Genomic DNA, 14,784 nt, shown 5'->3' on the forward strand with positions numbered 1-14,784 from the left:
CCGTGTGCCCCGCACGGGGAGTTGAGCATCCCTCGGTTTCGTGAATAGGATGCTGCCGTGGGAGCACACGACCTCGACTGCGCGATCATCGCCGTCGCCTACCGCAGCGCCGCCGACCTGCCGCGGCTGGTCGCCTCCCTCCCCGCCGCCGCCGACGGCGTCCGCTGGCATCTCGTCGTCGTCGACAACGACGGCACCGACGGCCTCGCCGCCGCCCTCGCCGGCAAACCGGATGTGACGGTCGTCGCGTCGCCCGGCAACATCGGCTACTCCGGCGGCCTGAACGTCGGTCTCGCCGCCGCGCCCGCCGCCCCGGTCACGGTCTTCCTCAACCCGGACCTCACGCTGGAGCCCGGTGCGCTGCGCGCCCTCGTGGAGGCGGCCGACGGCGCCGCCGCCGCCCCGCGCATCCGCGACGGCGGCGGTGCCACCCAGCCCTCCCTGCGGCGCGAGCCGACGGTGCTGCGCTCGCTCGGCGAGGCCCTCTTCGGCGACCACTGGGCCTCCCGGCCCGGCGCGCTGGCCGAGCTCATCCGCGAACCCGACCGCTACGAGCGCGCCGGCACCGCGGACTGGGCGACCGGCGCCGCCCTCGCCGTCCCCACCGAGGCCGCGCGCGCTCTCGGCCCGTGGGACGCCGACCGCTTCTTCCTCTACTCCGAGGAGACCGACTACTGCCGTCGTCTCCGCGCCGCCGGCCTCCCTCTCGTCTACGTGCCGTCCGCCGTCGTCGTCCACGAGCAGGGCGGCTCGGGGCGTTCCGCCGGTCTGGACGCCCTCCAGACCGTCAACAAGCTCCGCTACTACGGCAAGTGGCACGGTCGGGCGGCGACCGCGGCGTTCGCGGGCACCCTGGTCGTCCACAACCTCCTGCGCATCAACGAAGCCAGCGCCCGGGCGTCGCTGGCCGCGCTGTTCTCCCGCGGACGGCGCGACGCGCTGCCCGGTGGAGTGCGGGTGGCCGGGGTCGTGGTCTGAGGGGGACGCATCCGCTCGCCTGCGCCTCCAGGCCTGGCTCGTCGAGCGGCTCGCGGGCCGAGGCGGATGATGTCACCGGGGGCCTCAGAGCACCTTGCTGAGGGCTTCGGTCATGGCGCGGAACGCCGGCGGCTCCGGCGCCAGCCGGTCGCCCGCACCTGGGCGCGTCCCGTCGACCACGACCGAGGCGTATCGCCGCCACAGGTCGGGCTCGGTGTCGCGCGCGGCGAGTGCGATGGTGCTGACCATCGCCGCGAGCGCGATGGTGTCCTGCCGGGTGAAGCCCGGGCGTAGTTCGCCGGCCGCCACGGCGTCGGCGATCAGGCGGTCCGCCGTCGAGCCGAGCCTCTCGCTCAGCTCGGGCGGGAACCGGTCGTACCGGCCGGGAGCGAACAGCACGGTGGCAATGCTGCGGTCGCACGCGTGGAGTTCGATCATGCCGAAGAGGTAGCTGCGGAACGCCTCGCCCGCGTCCGAGATCAGCGACGCCTCGTCGACGATCCGCATGATCCCGTCGATCTTGTCGTCGAACAGCGCGTCGAGAAGCGCCTGCTTGTCGGGGAACTTGCGATAGATCGTCCCCACCCCGACACCGGCCGCGCGGGCGACGTCGCCCAGCGTCGCAGCCGGGCCGTGCTCGGCGAACACCTGCGTGGCGGCGTCGAGGACCCGTCGGCGGTTGCGTTCGGCGTCGGCCCGCGGCCGGCGGGCAGGGGATGCTGTCGTACTCATGGCGTCAGAGTACACCGAAAACGGAAACGGAAGCTCCTATTCCACTTAATGCTAGGCTGGTCCTCTCGCGGCCCGGCCCGGGCTGCACGACATCGGAGGAGCGCACACCATGCCCGTGCTCATCGTCATCGGATACGGCCCAGGAAACGGCCACGCCATCGCCCACCGCTTCGGCCGGGAGGGCTGGTCGATCGCCCTCGTCGGACGGCGCGCCGAACGGCTTCAGGCCGGCGTCGCGCAGCTGGAGGCCACGGGTGTCGCCGCCCACGCGTTCGTCGGCGACGCCGGCGACCCCGACTCGCTCCGGGCCACACTGCGGGCGATCCGCGCCGACCTCGGGCCGGTCTCCGCCGTCGCTCTCACCGCCTACCGGAACGTGGTCGTGGACGATGTCCTGACCGCGGACCCGGAGACCGTCGCCCACGTCTTCGACATCGGCGTCGCGGGTCTGCTCGCCGCCGTCCAGACGACACTCGACGACCTGCGGACCGCCTCCGGTGCGGTCCTCGTCGTCAACGGCGCGCTGGGACTGCAGGACGACGCCATCGACGGGTACGCGGTGTCGTTCGGCGGCGACGGCGTCGCTCTGGAGTGCTCCGCGAAGACCAAGCTGGTCGGCCTCCTCGCCGCCCGGCTGCGCCCGGAGGGCGTCTACGTCGGCGAGGTCGTCATCAACGGCTCCGTGCAGGGCTCGCCGCACGCCGGTCCCACGGCGATCGACCCGGCCGAGATCGCCGAGCGTCTGTGGCGGATGGCGGCGGAGCGGGTCGAGACGCACGTCCACATCGCCGAGCAGCGCCCCTGACCGTCCGCGCCGCCGGACGCTAGCGCGCCTGCTCCGCCCCCTCCGCCGCCCGCATCAGCAGCGCCTCCCGGTAGCACCCGATGAGCGCCGTCGCTGCGGCATCCCAGCCCAGCGCGGCCCGGCCGGCCGTCAGGTGTGCGGAGAGCCGCGCACGGCGGACGGGGTCTGTGGCGAGGGAGCGCAGCTGGTCGGCGAGGGCGTCCGCGTCGCCGACCGTGTGGCGCAGGTAGTCTTCGCCGGGGGTGCCGAGTGCTCCGCCGGCGTCGCTGACGAGGGGGACGCAGCCGCTCGCCTGCGCCTCCAGGATGACGAGCGCGCTGCCCTCGGTCCAGCTCGGGAGGAGCAGCACATCGGCCGTGCCGAGCAGGGCCGGCACGTCGTCGACGAACCCGAGGCGGCGGACGCCGGGCTCCTCGAGCAGGGGGAGAAGGGCCGCCTCGTAGTCGGGCTGGATCCGGCCGGCGATGAGGAGCTCGCCGTCCGGGATGGCTGCGCGGACCCAGGCCTCCAGCGCGACGTGCAGCCCCTTCGTGGGGTCGCCCCGCCCGATGAACACGGCACGGAACGGGTGCGGGCCGAGCGGGCCGCGGGCGGGGAACCGCTGCAGGTCGCATCCGTACCGGTGCTGCAGCAGCCGGTCGGCGGGGAAGCCCTCGGCGATGAACTCGCGCCGGGCGTAGTCCGAGGGCACGAGGACGGCGGTTGCGGCGCGGTACTCGCGGTCCTCCTGGTCCAGCACGGCTGCGGAGGCGGCGTGGGAGTGGTCGGCGGGCAGCGGGACGCCCGCATCGGCGGACGCGGCGGCGGAGGCCCGCACGGTGCTGGTCGTGTGCGCGTTGGGGGACTCGCGCAGCGCGGCGATCCCGAGCCCGGCCGCAGTGGCGAGCGTGCGCAGGCATCCACGAGGCCAGGCGTGGACCACGTCGACGGCGTCGGGATGGCGGCGCAGCCAGGCGGACACCCGGCGGTCGTGGAGGTCGTACGCGCGCTGCACCCCGAGCGCCCGGTGCGGGATGCGGCGGCCCGCCAGCACCAGGGTCTCGTGCAGCTCGACGCCGGGCGGCAGCTCGACGCCGATCGCCGACGTGCAGAAGAGGACGACGGGGACCCCGGCGCGGGCCAGACCGCGCACTTGTTGCAGGGCGGTCTCGGCGATGCCGGCGCGTCCGAGCGTGTGCGGAAAGCTGTAGAGCACCCGCGGCGGGTCCGGTGTCACGTCCACGTCGGGCTCCTCAGTCCAGTCCGTCGGCCGCGGCGACGATGTGGGCGGCGATCTCGAGCGAGCTGGTCGCTGCGGGCGACGGCGCGTTGAGCACGTGCAGCTGGCGTGCCGCCGGCTGGATGACGAAGTCGTCCGCGAGGGAGCCGTCCCGCCGCATGGCCTGCGCGCGGACCCCCGATCCGGCGCGCACGATGTCGTCGCGCTGGAGGGCCGGTACCAGCCGCGCGAGGCTGCGGGCGAACAGGGTGCGCGAGAAGGAGCGTGCCACCTCGGCGGCGCCGGTGCCGAGATTGCGGCGCGCCAGGCGCAGGAAGCCGGGATAGGTCGCGGCGTCCCACGCGTCGCCGAGGCGGATGTCGGACCATCGGTACCCCTCCCGGGCGAGCGCGAGCACGGCGTTCGGGCCGGCGTGCACGCCGCCGTCGACTCCGCGCGTCAGATGCACGCCGAGGAAGGGGAGGTCGGGGTCGGGGACAGGGTAGATGAGGCCGCGGACGAGCGGGCGGCGCTCCTCCTTCAGCTCGTAGTACTCGCCGCGGAAGGGCACGATCCGCACCTCCGGCTCGATCCCGGCGAGGCGCGCGACCCGGTCGGCCTGCAGACCGGCGCAGTTGATGAGGACGTCCGTGCGGGACGTGCCCCGGTCGTGCTCGACCTCCACTCCCGCGCCCGTGACGGCGACGCGACGCACACGGGCGCCGGTGAGCAGCTCCGCGCCGTGCTCGCCCGCCAGCTCGGCGAGGCGCCGGCTGACGGCCGCGTAGTCGACGATGCCGGTGGTCTCCACGCGCAGTGCGCGCACGGCCGCGACCTCGGGCTCGAACTCGCGCGCCTCCTCCGGCCCGACGAGTCGGGAGGGCACCCCGTTGGCGCGGGCGCGCTCGGCCAGTCGATCGAGGCCCGGAAGCTCCTTCTCGGCGGTCGCGACGATGAGCTTGCCGCCGATCTCGTGCGGGATGCCGTGCTCGGCGGCGAAGGCCGCCATCGACGCGTTGCCCGCCCGGCACATCTCCGCCTTGAGGGACCCGGGCGCGTAGTAGGGACCGGCGTGGATGACGCCGGAGTTGTGTCCCGTCTGGTGAGCCGCCCAGCGGTCCTCCTTCTCGAGCAGGGTGACCGTGCGTCCTTCCCGGGCCAGGCGTTCTGCGACGGCGAGGCCGAGGATGCCGCCGCCGACGATCGTCGCGGATCTCACACGCGCCGCCTAGTGCGCCGGGGCGGCGGTGCGGCCGAACGCGGCCTCGTGCCACACTTCGAGGCTCATCAGCGTGAAGATGCGGTTCTCCTCGTTGAAGGCGCCGCTCTCGTGCCGGGTGAGCAGGTTCTGCACCGCGGTGCGGTCGAACGTCTCGCCGACGAAGGATCCCGGCCCGGTGAGCCGGTCCCACATCGCCTCGCGCAGGCCGCCGCGGAACCAGGAGTCGAGCGGCACGCGGAAGCCGACCTTCTTGCGGTCGATCACCTCGGAGGGGACGTACCGGCGCGCGACCTCCTTGAGCAGCCACTTGGTGGAGCCGTGCCGCACCTTGAACGCCGACGGCATCCGGAACGCGAGCTCCACGAGCCGGTGGTCCAGCAGCGGCGGGCGCAGCTCGAGGGAGGCGGCCATCGACATCCGATCCCCGCGCTCGAGCAGGTTGTCGGGCAGCCAGCTCCACAGGTCTGTCAGCAGCATGGCGCGGATGACGTCGTCGGAGTTCGTGTCGGGCAGCTGCGCCGTGCGCCGGGGGAGTCCCGTGAGCAGCTGCGCGCGCTCGCTGGCCGTGAACGGGGCGAACCAGGTGCGGTAGCGGTCTTCGGCATTGCGCATCGCGGCGACGCGGAGGGCGATGCGGGCCCGGCCGAGGCGGGCGGGCAGCCGGGGGTCGATGCTGTTGGCGAGGCTCGCGCGCAGGCCGGCCGGCAGGTGCGACGCGAGCTGAACGGCTCGCGCGGCGCGGTACTTCGGGTAGCCGGCGAACAGTTCGTCGCCTCCCTCGCCCGACAGGATGACGCGCACGGTGGTGCGCGCCGCTTCCGCGAGCCGGAACACGGCGATGTCGGCCGGCTCGGAGAGCGGAGCGTCGCGGAAGTAGGTGAGCCGCGGCCAGAGGTCTTCGAAGTCGCTGGCGTCGACGTGCACCTCGTGGTGCTCGGTCTCGAAGGCGTCGGCGACGATGCGTGCCCAGCCGAGCTCGTCGTTCCGCTTGTCCCCGAAGCCGGCGGCGAAGGTGTGCACGGTGCGACCGGGCCGCAGGGCGGCGACCTTCGCGACGATCAGACTGCTGTCGACGCCGCCGGAGAGGTAGGCGCCGACCGGAACGTCCGCGACGAGGGCCGCGTCGACCGCTTGCGTGACGGCCACGTCGACCGCGTCCACCGCACTCTGCTCGGTCCAGCGCGGGGTGTTGTCCTCCGTCGGCGGCTGCCAGTAGCGGAGCACCTCCAGACGGCCGTCGGGGTGGACTTCTGCGCGGTGGCCGGGGCGGAGCTTGTGGATGCCCTCGTAGAGGGTGTCCGGGGCCGGAACGCTGCGGCCGTAGAGGTAGGAGTCGAGGCTCGCCAGGTCGACGGAGGGCGTCCGCGGCAGGGCGGGCAGGATCGCCTTGACCTCCGACGCGAAGACGACGGCGCCGTCCCCGTGCGTGTAGTACACGGGGAGGACGCCCAGGCGGTCCCGCACCAGGTGCGTGATCCCCGTCGCGGAGTCGTGCAGCGCGAACGCGAACTGGCCGACCAGCCGGTCGATGAAGCCGATGCCGCGCTGGGCGATGCCCGCGAGGATGACCTCGGTGTCGCCGTCCGTCGTGAACGGGTACTGCAGGTCCTCCCGCAGCCGCCGGTAGTTGAAGATCTCCCCGTTGAACGCGAGGGTGAACCGGCCGTCCGCGGAGGTCATCGGCTGACGCGATCCGTGGAGGTCGATGATCGAGAGCCTGGTGTGCGCGAAGCCGGCCGCGCCGTGGGTCCAGACGCCCCGATCGTCCGGCCCGCGATGGCCGAGACGGTCCGCCATCGCGTGCAGGAGGGCAGGGTCGACGCCGGTTCCGTCGAGCCGGTGGATTCCAGCGATTCCGCACATATCGGAAGGTTATCGAGCTATGCTCACTTTTGTCGATGGGTCTGCCCGCCCCCAATGCAGGGTGCATGAGGGGGTCGCACCCGAAGCCCGAACGGAGGTCTCCCGTCGTGAAGAAGAAGCTGCCCGGCGCACGCAGACGTGTGCTCATCATCGTCCAGAACCTGCCCGTCCCCCTCGACCGGAGGGTGTGGCTGGAGTGCAAGGCCCTGACCGCTCAGGGGTACCAGGTGTCCGTGATCTGCCCCAAGGGCCCCGGGGATCCGTCGTACCAGGAGCTCGACGGCGTCGCCATCTTCAAGTACCCCCCAGCGCGCGAGGCGCAGGGCATCGCGGGCTTCGTGTGGGAGTTCGCCTACTCCTGGATCCGCACCGCCGGACTCTCGCTGAAGGTGCGCCGCCGCCGCGGCTTCGACGTCATCCAGGCCTGCAACCCGCCGGACACGTACTGGCTGCTCGCTCTGCTGTGGCGGTGGCGGAAGGTGCGTTTCGTGTTCGATCAGCACGACCTCAACCCGGAGCTCTTCCTCTCGCGCTTCGGCGAGCCGGCCTCGCTCCCGAGCCGCATCCAGTACAACGGCCTGCGCTGGCTGGAGCGGCGCACCTACCGGGCGTCCGACCATGTCATCTCGACGAACGGCAGCTATCGCTCGGTCGCGATGACCCGCGGCGGTCTGCCCGCCGAAGAGATCACGATCGTCCGCAGCGGCCCGGACACGCGCGTGATGCGTCCGGTGCTCCCCCCTGCCGGACTCAAGCGGCCGGGGACCTTCCTGCTCGCCTACCTCGGCATCATGGGCCCGCAGGACGGCGTCGACCGGGCGCTGGAGGTCATGGAGGAGCTCGTCCACCGGCGTGGTCGCACCGATGTGCACGCCGTGCTGATGGGCTTCGGCGACTGCTACAAGGATCTCCGTGCGCAGTGCACCGAGCTCGGCCTCGACGACCACGTCACCTTCACGGGCCGGGTCGGGCCGCGGGAGATCGCCGAGTACCTGAGCGCGGCCGACCTCGGGCTCGGGCCGGATCAGAAGACCCCGCTGAACGACGTCTCCACGATGAACAAGACCATGGAGTACATGGCGTTCGCGCTGCCCTCGGTCTCGTTCGACCTCGTCGAGACCCGCGTCTCCGGTGGTGACACGGCCGTGTACGTCCCGTCGGGCGACATCGGCGCGTTCGCCGACGCCGTGGAGGCCCTGCTCGACGACCCGGAGCGCCGGGCGGCGCTGGGCCGCGCCGCCCGGGAGCGCGTCTCCGTCGAGCTGGATTGGCGCGCCCAGGCGCAGGCGTACGTGAGCGTCTTCGACCGGGTGCTCGACCGACCGCTCGATCCCCAGCGGCTCACCGCGTGGCCGTTCGCCGTCGACCAGGCGCGTCCCGATACCGGTCTGACGCCGGTCGATCTCGACGATCCGGAGGCGTTCTCCGCGTTTCTCGCCGATCGGGGAGTCGCGTCGCCGGCGACCACCCCCGTAGAGGGGTAACCATCGCAGCAAAAGACGATGTATTCTCACTTTTGTGAAGAGGTGAGAAATCGTCACTTGTGACATCCCGAACTCTCTCTCCACCACCTGAAACGCCACCCGACGACTGAGGGAAGGGGGATGCGCCATGACCGGAACCGGTACCCGACCGACCGAGCACGGCACGCCCTCGTCCCGTCGGGCAGCGCCCCTGATCGGGGCCGGCGGCGGCAAGGCCGTTCGAGACCACGGCCTTCCCCCAGCCGCCGCCGGCTCTGTCCTCCCCGGAGGACGCCACGGCGAGACGGTCTCCTCGCAAGCGGGCGGGGGGTGCGGACGATGACCGTCATCCGCCCCCGCCAGCTCGCCCCCACCCGGCGCCTTCGCCGTCCCGTGGACGTCCGCACGGGCGATCCGCAGCTGCAGCCGGTCGGCACGCCGCGCGGCGGCGGACGGCACTGGGCGGCGCACTACCGGGTGCGGCTCGGCATCACGGACACCGTGATCGTGCTGGCGTCGGTCTCGGCCGCGTTCCTCATCCGCTTCGGGGTCGGGGACGTGGTGCCCAATCTGCTCGCCTTCCCGTTCGGCTACGGCGCGATCTCCCTCATCATCGTCGCGGGATGGCTGTTCGCCCTGAGCGCCGGACACACCCGCGACTCCCGCGTGGTCGGGATGGGGCTCTCCGAGTACAAGCTCGTCGCCGAGTCCAGCGCCCTCGCGTTCGGTCTCCTCGCCATCCTCTTCCTCGTCGCGCAGGTCGACATCGCCCGCGGCTACTTCCTCGTCGCGCTGCCGATCGGCGCCTCCGCCCTCATCTTCAGCCGGTGGACGTGGCGGCGGTGGCTGCTGCGCCAGCGCCGGTTCGACAACTACCTCTCCCGCGCGATCGTGGTCGGCAGCGCCGACGACATCGAGTACGTCGCGGGACAGATCCGGCGCAAGTCCGGCGCGGCCTACAACGTCGTGGGCGCCGTGCCGGACGAGCCCGGCCTCGTCACCATCGGATCCGACGCCGACCGCCTCCCGGTCGTCGCCGATCTGGCGGGTATCACCGCGGCGGCGGACCGGCTGGGCGTCGACACGGTCATCGTCGCGGGCCAGCCCCGCGGGGGCAGCCGGTTCATCCGCAACCTGGGCTGGGCGCTCGAGGGCACGGCGACCGATCTCGTCCTGGCCTCCCGGCTGACCGACGTCGCCGGGCCGCGCATCCACTTCCGCCCGGTGGAGGGCCTGCCGCTCATCCACGTCGAGATCCCGCAGTTCACCGGTGGCAAGCACGTGCTGAAGCGCGCGCTGGACGTCGTCGTCTCGGCTGCCGCCCTGGTCGTGCTCGCGCTCCCCATGCTGGTCCTCGGGATCGTCATCCGTCTCGACAGCGCCGGCCCCGCCCTGTTCCGTCAGGAGCGCGTCGGCCGCAACGGCTCGACCTTCACGATGCTCAAGTTCCGCTCCATGGCGGTCGACGCGGAGGCCCGCCTCGCGTCGCTGCAGCAGCAGAACGAAGGCTCCGGTCTCCTGTTCAAGATGAAGGACGACCCCCGCGTCACCCGCGTCGGACGCTTCATCCGCAAGTTCTCGCTCGACGAGTTCCCGCAGCTGTGGAACGTGCTCGTCGGCGACATGAGCCTCGTCGGCCCGCGCCCGCCTCTGCGGCGCGAGGTCGACGGGTACGAGAGCCACGTCCACCGCCGCTTGTACATCAAGCCGGGTCTCACGGGGATGTGGCAGGTCAACGGCCGCTCCGATCTCTCCTGGGAGGAGAGCGTCCGCCTCGACCTGTACTACGTGGAGAACTGGTCGCTCGCGGGCGACCTGGTGATCCTCTGGCGCACCGCCAAGGTGCTCCTGCAACCGACCGGCGCCTACTGAGGAGCCGCGCACCACCCACCCACTGTTGAGCGACGACCTGGGGGCGACGCCGATGACCTCTTCCACCACCACCACCATCACCATCTCGGACGGTACGGCCGTGCCCGTCATGGCCGCCACCGCCGATGTCGACCCGCGCGCGTCCATCGGCGACCGCACCCGGGTCTGGCATCTGGCGCAGGTGCGGGAGGACGCGGTGGTGGGCTCGGACTGCATCCTGGGCCGCGGCTCCTACGTCGGCCCCGGTGTCGTGATCGGGGACAACTGCAAGCTGCAGAACCACGCCCTCGTCTATGAGCCGGCGGTGCTCGAGGACGGCGTGTTCGTCGGCCCGGCCGCAGTGTTCACCAACGACGTCTTCCCGCGGGCGGTGAATCCCGACGGCACCCTCAAGTCGGCGGACGACTGGCATGCGGTCGGTGTCACCGTCCGCACCGGCGCCTCCATCGGCGCGCGCGCCGTCTGCATCGCCCCCGTGACCATCGGCCGGTGGGCGCTCGTCGCCGCCGGCTCCGTCGTGCGTGCCGACGTCCCCGACTACGCGCTCGTGGTCGGAGTGCCTGCCCGCCGCATCGGCTGGGTGGGGGAGGCCGGGCATCCGCTGCGCGACGAGGGGGCCGGCCGCTGGGTCTGCCCTGTGACCGGGCGCGCGTACCGCGAGATGGACGGCGCGCTGGCACCGGAGGTGGAGTGATGAGGCTCTCCCGTCGCACGTGGATCATCTCCGGACTCGCCGCCGCCGCTGTGCTCGCCGCGGGTGCCATCACCCTCTCGCTGCTGCCGGGGGCGGCGGGCCGGCCGGCCGCCGTGCAGCCGGCGGCGGACTCCGCATCCTCCCCCTCCTCGTCTCCGAGCTCCGCCACGCCGTCGGGCGGAGCGACCGCTCGGCCCGCACCCTCCGCGAAGAACACGCCGCCGGCCGCCGGCAAGCGCTTCACCACGGAGGTCATCCCGGCCGACCCGGCGGCATCGCCGGCGCTCCCGCCGAGCACCCCCATCCCGTACCCCGTGAGCGCGCCGCTGCCGAAGTCGGCCAGCGCGACCGGCGGCATCGTCGAGGGGTTCCCTGACATCCTCGTCCCCCAGCTCCAGGGCTCGAAGGTCTCGACCAGCTCGGTCGCCTCCGACAGTCCCAACCTCCAGGTCTCCCTCACGGGGACCACCAGCGGCTCGGTCACGGACGTCGTCGAGTTCTACCGGCAGGCCCTCGCCAAGGTCGGGATGTACGACACCGCCGCTCCCGCGCTGGGCGGTGCCACCGCCGTCACCTACAGCCGCGACGGCAATGCGGTGACGCTCACGGCGACCCCCGGCGACTCCGGCACGTCGTACGCGCTCTACGGCACATTCACGGCGAAGGGCTGATCGTGCACACCATCGACGCCCTCGTCGCGCCTCTCCACTCCGGGCTCGCGTCCCGTCGTCCGTCGCCGTGTCCAACCCCCGACGGGGGCGCGACGGCGGGACGCGATTCGGGGATACTGGCCGCATGACGTCGCGATCCCGGCGGTGGCTGCTCCCGGTGGTCACCGTGGTGCTGCTGGGCGGTGCGGCGGCGTTCGCGGCCGTCTCGTGGTCCGGCTACCAGGCGCGCCAGTCCGCCCCTGCCGCCGTCTCCACCCCGCGCCCGACCCTGCCGTCCGGTCCGCTGCTCGTCTTCCGCAACACCCAGCTGGGGGACGACTACGGTCTGGTCGCCTCCGTCCCGCTCTCCGATCCGCGGGCGAAGCGGACCGTCACCGACCTTCCGTGCGACCGCGTCTACGCCACCCACCAGAACCTCATGTGCCTGCACACCGACGCCGGCGTCGTCACCAGTTTCGGTGCGACGCTCTACGACGCCTCCGGCGGCCGGCTGAAGGACTGGGCGCTCCCCGGTGTGCCGAGCCGGACCCGCATCTCGGCGGACTCGTCGCTCGTCGCCGACACCTCCTTCGTCACCGGTTCGTCGTACGGCGTCAAGGCGTTCTCGACCCGCACCGACATCGCCCAGGTCAACGGCATCGACTACGGCAGCCTCGACCAGTTCACCTTGCTCGTGAACGGGGAGAAGGTCACCGCGGACGACCGCAACTTCTGGGGCGTCACCTTCTCGGACGACGACAACACGTTCTTCGCGACCGCGGCCTCCGGCGGTCATCACTGGCTGGTGCGGGGCAACCTCCGCGGCCGCAGCCTCGTCGCCATCAAGGACGGCGCCGAGTGCCCGTCGCTCTCGCCCGACGGCACCAAGATCGCGTACAAGAAGAACCTCTCCACCACGGGCACCCCGCACTGGACGCTGGCCGTGCTCGACTTCGCCACCGGCGTCGAGACGCAGCTCCCCATCTCCGACAATGTCGACGACCAGGCCGAGTGGTTGGACGACGCCACCCTGCTCTACGGCCTCGCCGACCCGGCCAAACCGGGCGACAGCAACGTCTACTCCATCCCCATCGATGGCCAGCACGGCCCCACTCTCTTCCTCGCCCACGCCTGGTCCCCCTCTGTGGTGCGCTGAGGGCGGGTCTGGCCGGCAGCCTGCGGCCCGCCTCGGCACATCCGGAGATCCTCCCGGCCGGTCCTGATTTCTCCGTCCCGACGGTGTTCCGACCGGCGCGTCGCTGCCGATCACCGGAGTTACGGACGACTGACCGGTGAAGCGGATGGCATCAGAGACGCGCGCGACCGTGGCTGAGTGGGATGAGGGCGTGGAGCTCGAGCGTCAGACCGGTTCGATCAGCTGCGGCCCGTCGTCCTTCGACGAGAAGGAGGCGATCTGGTCGAAGCGCAGGGTCTGGGCTTCGGCCACGTCGGTGGCGACCGCCTCGTCGACCAGCGCCTGGTCGCCCACGAGCGACGGGTCGATCCACTCCAGCCATTTGTCCTCGGGGAGGATCACCGGGTTGCGGTCGTGAATGTCCGCGAGGGTCTGCACCGCGTCGGACGTCAGGATGGTGGCCGTCAGCACCCAGCGGTCCGGGTCGTCGTCGGCCTTGGAGTGGTCGCGCCACCACGAGTAGAGGCCGGCGAACCCCATGAGCCGGTCGTCCGGGTAGCGGATGAAATACGGGGTCTTGCGTCCCTTCTCGCCCTGCCATTCGTAGTAGCCGCGCGCCAGCACGATGGCCCGGTGCGACTGCACGGGCTTGCGCCACGTCGACTTGTCGGCGATGCCTTCGGCGCGCGCGTTGAAGGTCGGGAACGTCAGCTTGAGCTCCTTCGACCACCCCGGCACGAGCGACCAGTGTGCACGCTCGAACCGCAGCTCGCGGTCCTTCGCCGAGTCGATGAGTACCGGGATGTCGTCGGTGGGGGCGATGTTGTACGCCTCCTCCCAGTCGGCGCGCCAGTCCTCCGGACGCCTCCCGGTGCGCTCCACGAACTCGGTGATCTCGGCGTTGACCCTGTCGTCCATCGCGAACCTGCCGCACATGTCGGCCAGCGTACCCGCGACCGCCGACTACGGCCGCTCCGTCACCGCCTGGTGCCGCCCGCGCGCGGCCTCGTCGGCGTTGGTCGCCGTCGTGATGCGCAGGAACACGATGATCCAGCTGAAGATCAGCACGGCCGCGACCAGCTCCACCGCCGTCAGGTTGTAGTCGCCGATCGCGAACAGCACGGCGACGCCGGCGATGACGGCGAGGAAGACCCAGCCGAGGACGATGAACGCGCGCGGCAGTGCGGGCAGCAGCCAGCGCAGCGCGATGACGAGGGCGCAGAAGACGAGGGCCATGCCGGTGGCGACCGTGTTGTGGATGAGGAGGAAGCGGTTGACCGGGAAGATGCCGACGCACGTGAGGAGGATGCCGATGGCGATGAGCGCTATGCGCACCTGGAGCTCGCCCCGGGTCGGCGACCGGCCGGCGCCGCCCGGCGCGGCGGTGGCGTAGCGCGCGATCGCCGTGACCAGCACGCCCGCCACGATGACGGTGAGGTTGAAGGTCATGCCGGAGAGATCGTCCGTCATCCCGAGCGCGCTGAGGTTCTGCTCCCACCAGTGCGGGTCGGACGCCGTGATCATGCTGGTGAGGGCGCCGAGCACGAGGAAGACGGCGAGGACGGTCGACAGCAGGAGCGGATTCATCTTCACCGCCGAGAGGAAGACGTAGTAGGCGCTGACCGCGGCGGCCGTGGAGACGAGGAGGGCGCCGGGGAAGGCGAACACGAACGCGTCCTGGAAACTGCGGGCGAGCACGTAGCCGAGCACGGCCCAGAGCAGGAGGACGACGACCGCGTGGGCGACGGCGATCGCGACGGTGTCGAAGACCTCGATGGCGACGCTCATGCGCGAGCGGCGGCCGGAGGCCGGGGCGCCGAACCAGGAGATGCGCCACACGGCCGCGCGTCCGCCTCCGTAGGCGAGCAACGCCACGACTCCGCCCGCGATGGCCGCGAACTCCCCGAGCGACCCCGCTCCGGAGATCGAGAGGTGGCGGCCGGCGAAGACGATGAGCGCCACGACTCCGACCAGCACGAACGCCACGGTCCCGACGCCGAGCGCCACCGACTCCACCGAGGAGGAGCGGAGTGACTCCAGGCGGGCGGCGGCCGTGTCGTCGGCGGCGAGATGCTCGGCCGGGTGGCGCCCGTCGGGGCGGTGGCCGCCGGACGCATGCTCGCCGGAGGGAGGGGTGCTCTCAGGTGCCCGCATGCCACCGAGCATAGGGGG

13 protein-coding genes are annotated in these 14,784 nt (G+C 72.0%); 7 read left to right on the top strand and 6 right to left on the bottom strand.

Features of this window, described 5'->3' with window-relative positions; all coding sequences use genetic code 11:
- The first annotated feature begins 57 nt into the window (after positions 1–57).
- A complete protein-coding gene (locus LLS1_RS06580) occupies positions 58–978 on the top strand; it encodes a glycosyltransferase family 2 protein (RefSeq protein WP_226654140.1) in 921 nt (306 codons plus the stop codon).
- A gap of 84 nt (positions 979–1,062) precedes the next feature.
- On the opposite strand, the gene LLS1_RS06585 is transcribed toward LLS1_RS06580, so the two are convergent.
- Positions 1,063–1,710: a TetR/AcrR family transcriptional regulator gene (locus tag LLS1_RS06585; RefSeq protein WP_226654141.1), complete on the bottom strand. Its 648-nt coding sequence runs from the start codon at positions 1,708–1,710 to the stop codon at positions 1,063–1,065.
- A gap of 109 nt (positions 1,711–1,819) precedes the next feature.
- On the opposite strand from LLS1_RS06585, the gene LLS1_RS06590 reads away from it, so the two are divergent.
- Positions 1,820–2,515: an SDR family oxidoreductase gene (locus LLS1_RS06590; RefSeq protein WP_226654143.1), complete on the top strand. Its 696-nt coding sequence runs from the start codon at positions 1,820–1,822 to the stop codon at positions 2,513–2,515.
- Positions 2,516–2,534: 19 nt separating this feature from the next.
- Here LLS1_RS06590 and LLS1_RS06595 read toward each other — a convergent pair whose 3' ends face one another.
- From LLS1_RS06595 to asnB, 3 genes are read right to left on the bottom strand one after another with little or no spacing between them, the layout of a single operon-like run.
- Entirely contained in the window at positions 2,535–3,737 is a 1,203-nt protein-coding gene (locus tag LLS1_RS06595; RefSeq protein ID WP_226654145.1) for a glycosyltransferase family 4 protein, read from the bottom strand.
- Positions 3,738–3,747: 10 nt separating this feature from the next.
- Entirely contained in the window at positions 3,748–4,932 is a 1,185-nt protein-coding gene (lhgO, locus tag LLS1_RS06600; RefSeq protein WP_226654146.1) for an L-2-hydroxyglutarate oxidase, read from the bottom strand.
- Positions 4,933–4,941: 9 nt separating this feature from the next.
- Positions 4,942–6,798, bottom strand: coding sequence for an asparagine synthase (glutamine-hydrolyzing) (asnB, locus tag LLS1_RS06605; protein ID WP_226654148.1), 1,857 nt, complete (start codon positions 6,796–6,798; stop codon positions 4,942–4,944).
- Between the two features lie 107 nt (positions 6,799–6,905).
- Between asnB and LLS1_RS06610 the strand changes: the two genes are divergently transcribed.
- The 5 genes from LLS1_RS06610 to LLS1_RS06630 all read left to right on the top strand — a co-directional run bounded on the left by LLS1_RS06610 (position 6,906) and on the right by LLS1_RS06630 (position 12,633).
- Positions 6,906–8,282 (top strand): glycosyltransferase family 4 protein, encoded by a 1,377-nt coding sequence (locus tag LLS1_RS06610; RefSeq protein ID WP_226654150.1) that lies wholly within the window; start codon positions 6,906–6,908, stop codon positions 8,280–8,282.
- A gap of 318 nt (positions 8,283–8,600) precedes the next feature.
- Positions 8,601–10,133 (top strand): sugar transferase, encoded by a 1,533-nt coding sequence (locus LLS1_RS06615; RefSeq protein ID WP_226654151.1) that lies wholly within the window; start codon positions 8,601–8,603, stop codon positions 10,131–10,133.
- Between the two features lie 52 nt (positions 10,134–10,185).
- Positions 10,186–10,827 (top strand): DapH/DapD/GlmU-related protein, encoded by a 642-nt coding sequence (locus LLS1_RS06620; RefSeq protein ID WP_374758249.1) that lies wholly within the window; start codon positions 10,186–10,188, stop codon positions 10,825–10,827.
- Positions 10,827–11,498, top strand: coding sequence for a hypothetical protein (locus LLS1_RS06625; RefSeq protein ID WP_226654153.1), 672 nt, complete (start codon positions 10,827–10,829; stop codon positions 11,496–11,498). The genes LLS1_RS06620 and LLS1_RS06625 overlap by 1 nt, the downstream gene beginning before the upstream one ends.
- 124 nt (positions 11,499–11,622) lie before the next feature.
- Positions 11,623–12,633, top strand: coding sequence for a hypothetical protein (locus LLS1_RS06630; protein ID WP_226654155.1), 1,011 nt, complete (start codon positions 11,623–11,625; stop codon positions 12,631–12,633).
- Positions 12,634–12,837: 204 nt separating this feature from the next.
- On the opposite strand, the gene LLS1_RS06635 is transcribed toward LLS1_RS06630, so the two are convergent.
- Positions 12,838–13,548 carry an SOS response-associated peptidase gene (locus tag LLS1_RS06635; RefSeq protein WP_226654157.1) on the bottom strand — a complete coding sequence of 237 codons (711 nt, stop codon included), beginning with the start codon at positions 13,546–13,548 and terminating at the stop codon, positions 12,838–12,840.
- A gap of 27 nt (positions 13,549–13,575) precedes the next feature.
- A complete protein-coding gene (locus LLS1_RS06640) occupies positions 13,576–14,766 on the bottom strand; it encodes a DUF998 domain-containing protein (RefSeq protein WP_226654159.1) in 1,191 nt (396 codons plus the stop codon).
- Positions 14,767–14,784: the final 18 nt, after the last annotated feature.

The organism is Leifsonia sp. LS1 (genome assembly GCF_020521355.1).
Classification (GTDB): Bacteria; Actinomycetota; Actinomycetes; order Actinomycetales; family Microbacteriaceae; genus Leifsonia.

What these genes read in the sequence shown, in the direction of transcription:
- LLS1_RS06620 (WP_374758249.1), top strand. Translation starts at nt 10,186, where the DNA reads ATGACCTCTTCCACCACCACCACCATCACCATCTCGGACGGTACGGCC.
- LLS1_RS06630 (WP_226654155.1), top strand. Translation starts at nt 11,623, where the DNA reads ATGACGTCGCGATCCCGGCGGTGGCTGCTCCCGGTGGTCACCGTGGTG.
- LLS1_RS06635 (WP_226654157.1), bottom strand. Translation starts at nt 13,548, where the DNA reads ATGTGCGGCAGGTTCGCGATGGACGACAGGGTCAACGCCGAGATCACC.
- LLS1_RS06615 (WP_226654151.1), top strand. Translation starts at nt 8,601, where the DNA reads ATGACCGTCATCCGCCCCCGCCAGCTCGCCCCCACCCGGCGCCTTCGC.
- LLS1_RS06640 (WP_226654159.1), bottom strand. Translation starts at nt 14,766, where the DNA reads ATGCGGGCACCTGAGAGCACCCCTCCCTCCGGCGAGCATGCGTCCGGC.
- LLS1_RS06590 (WP_226654143.1), top strand. Translation starts at nt 1,820, where the DNA reads ATGCCCGTGCTCATCGTCATCGGATACGGCCCAGGAAACGGCCACGCC.
- LLS1_RS06625 (WP_226654153.1), top strand. Translation starts at nt 10,827, where the DNA reads ATGAGGCTCTCCCGTCGCACGTGGATCATCTCCGGACTCGCCGCCGCC.
- asnB (WP_226654148.1), bottom strand. Translation starts at nt 6,798, where the DNA reads ATGTGCGGAATCGCTGGAATCCACCGGCTCGACGGAACCGGCGTCGAC.
- LLS1_RS06585 (WP_226654141.1), bottom strand. Translation starts at nt 1,710, where the DNA reads ATGAGTACGACAGCATCCCCTGCCCGCCGGCCGCGGGCCGACGCCGAA.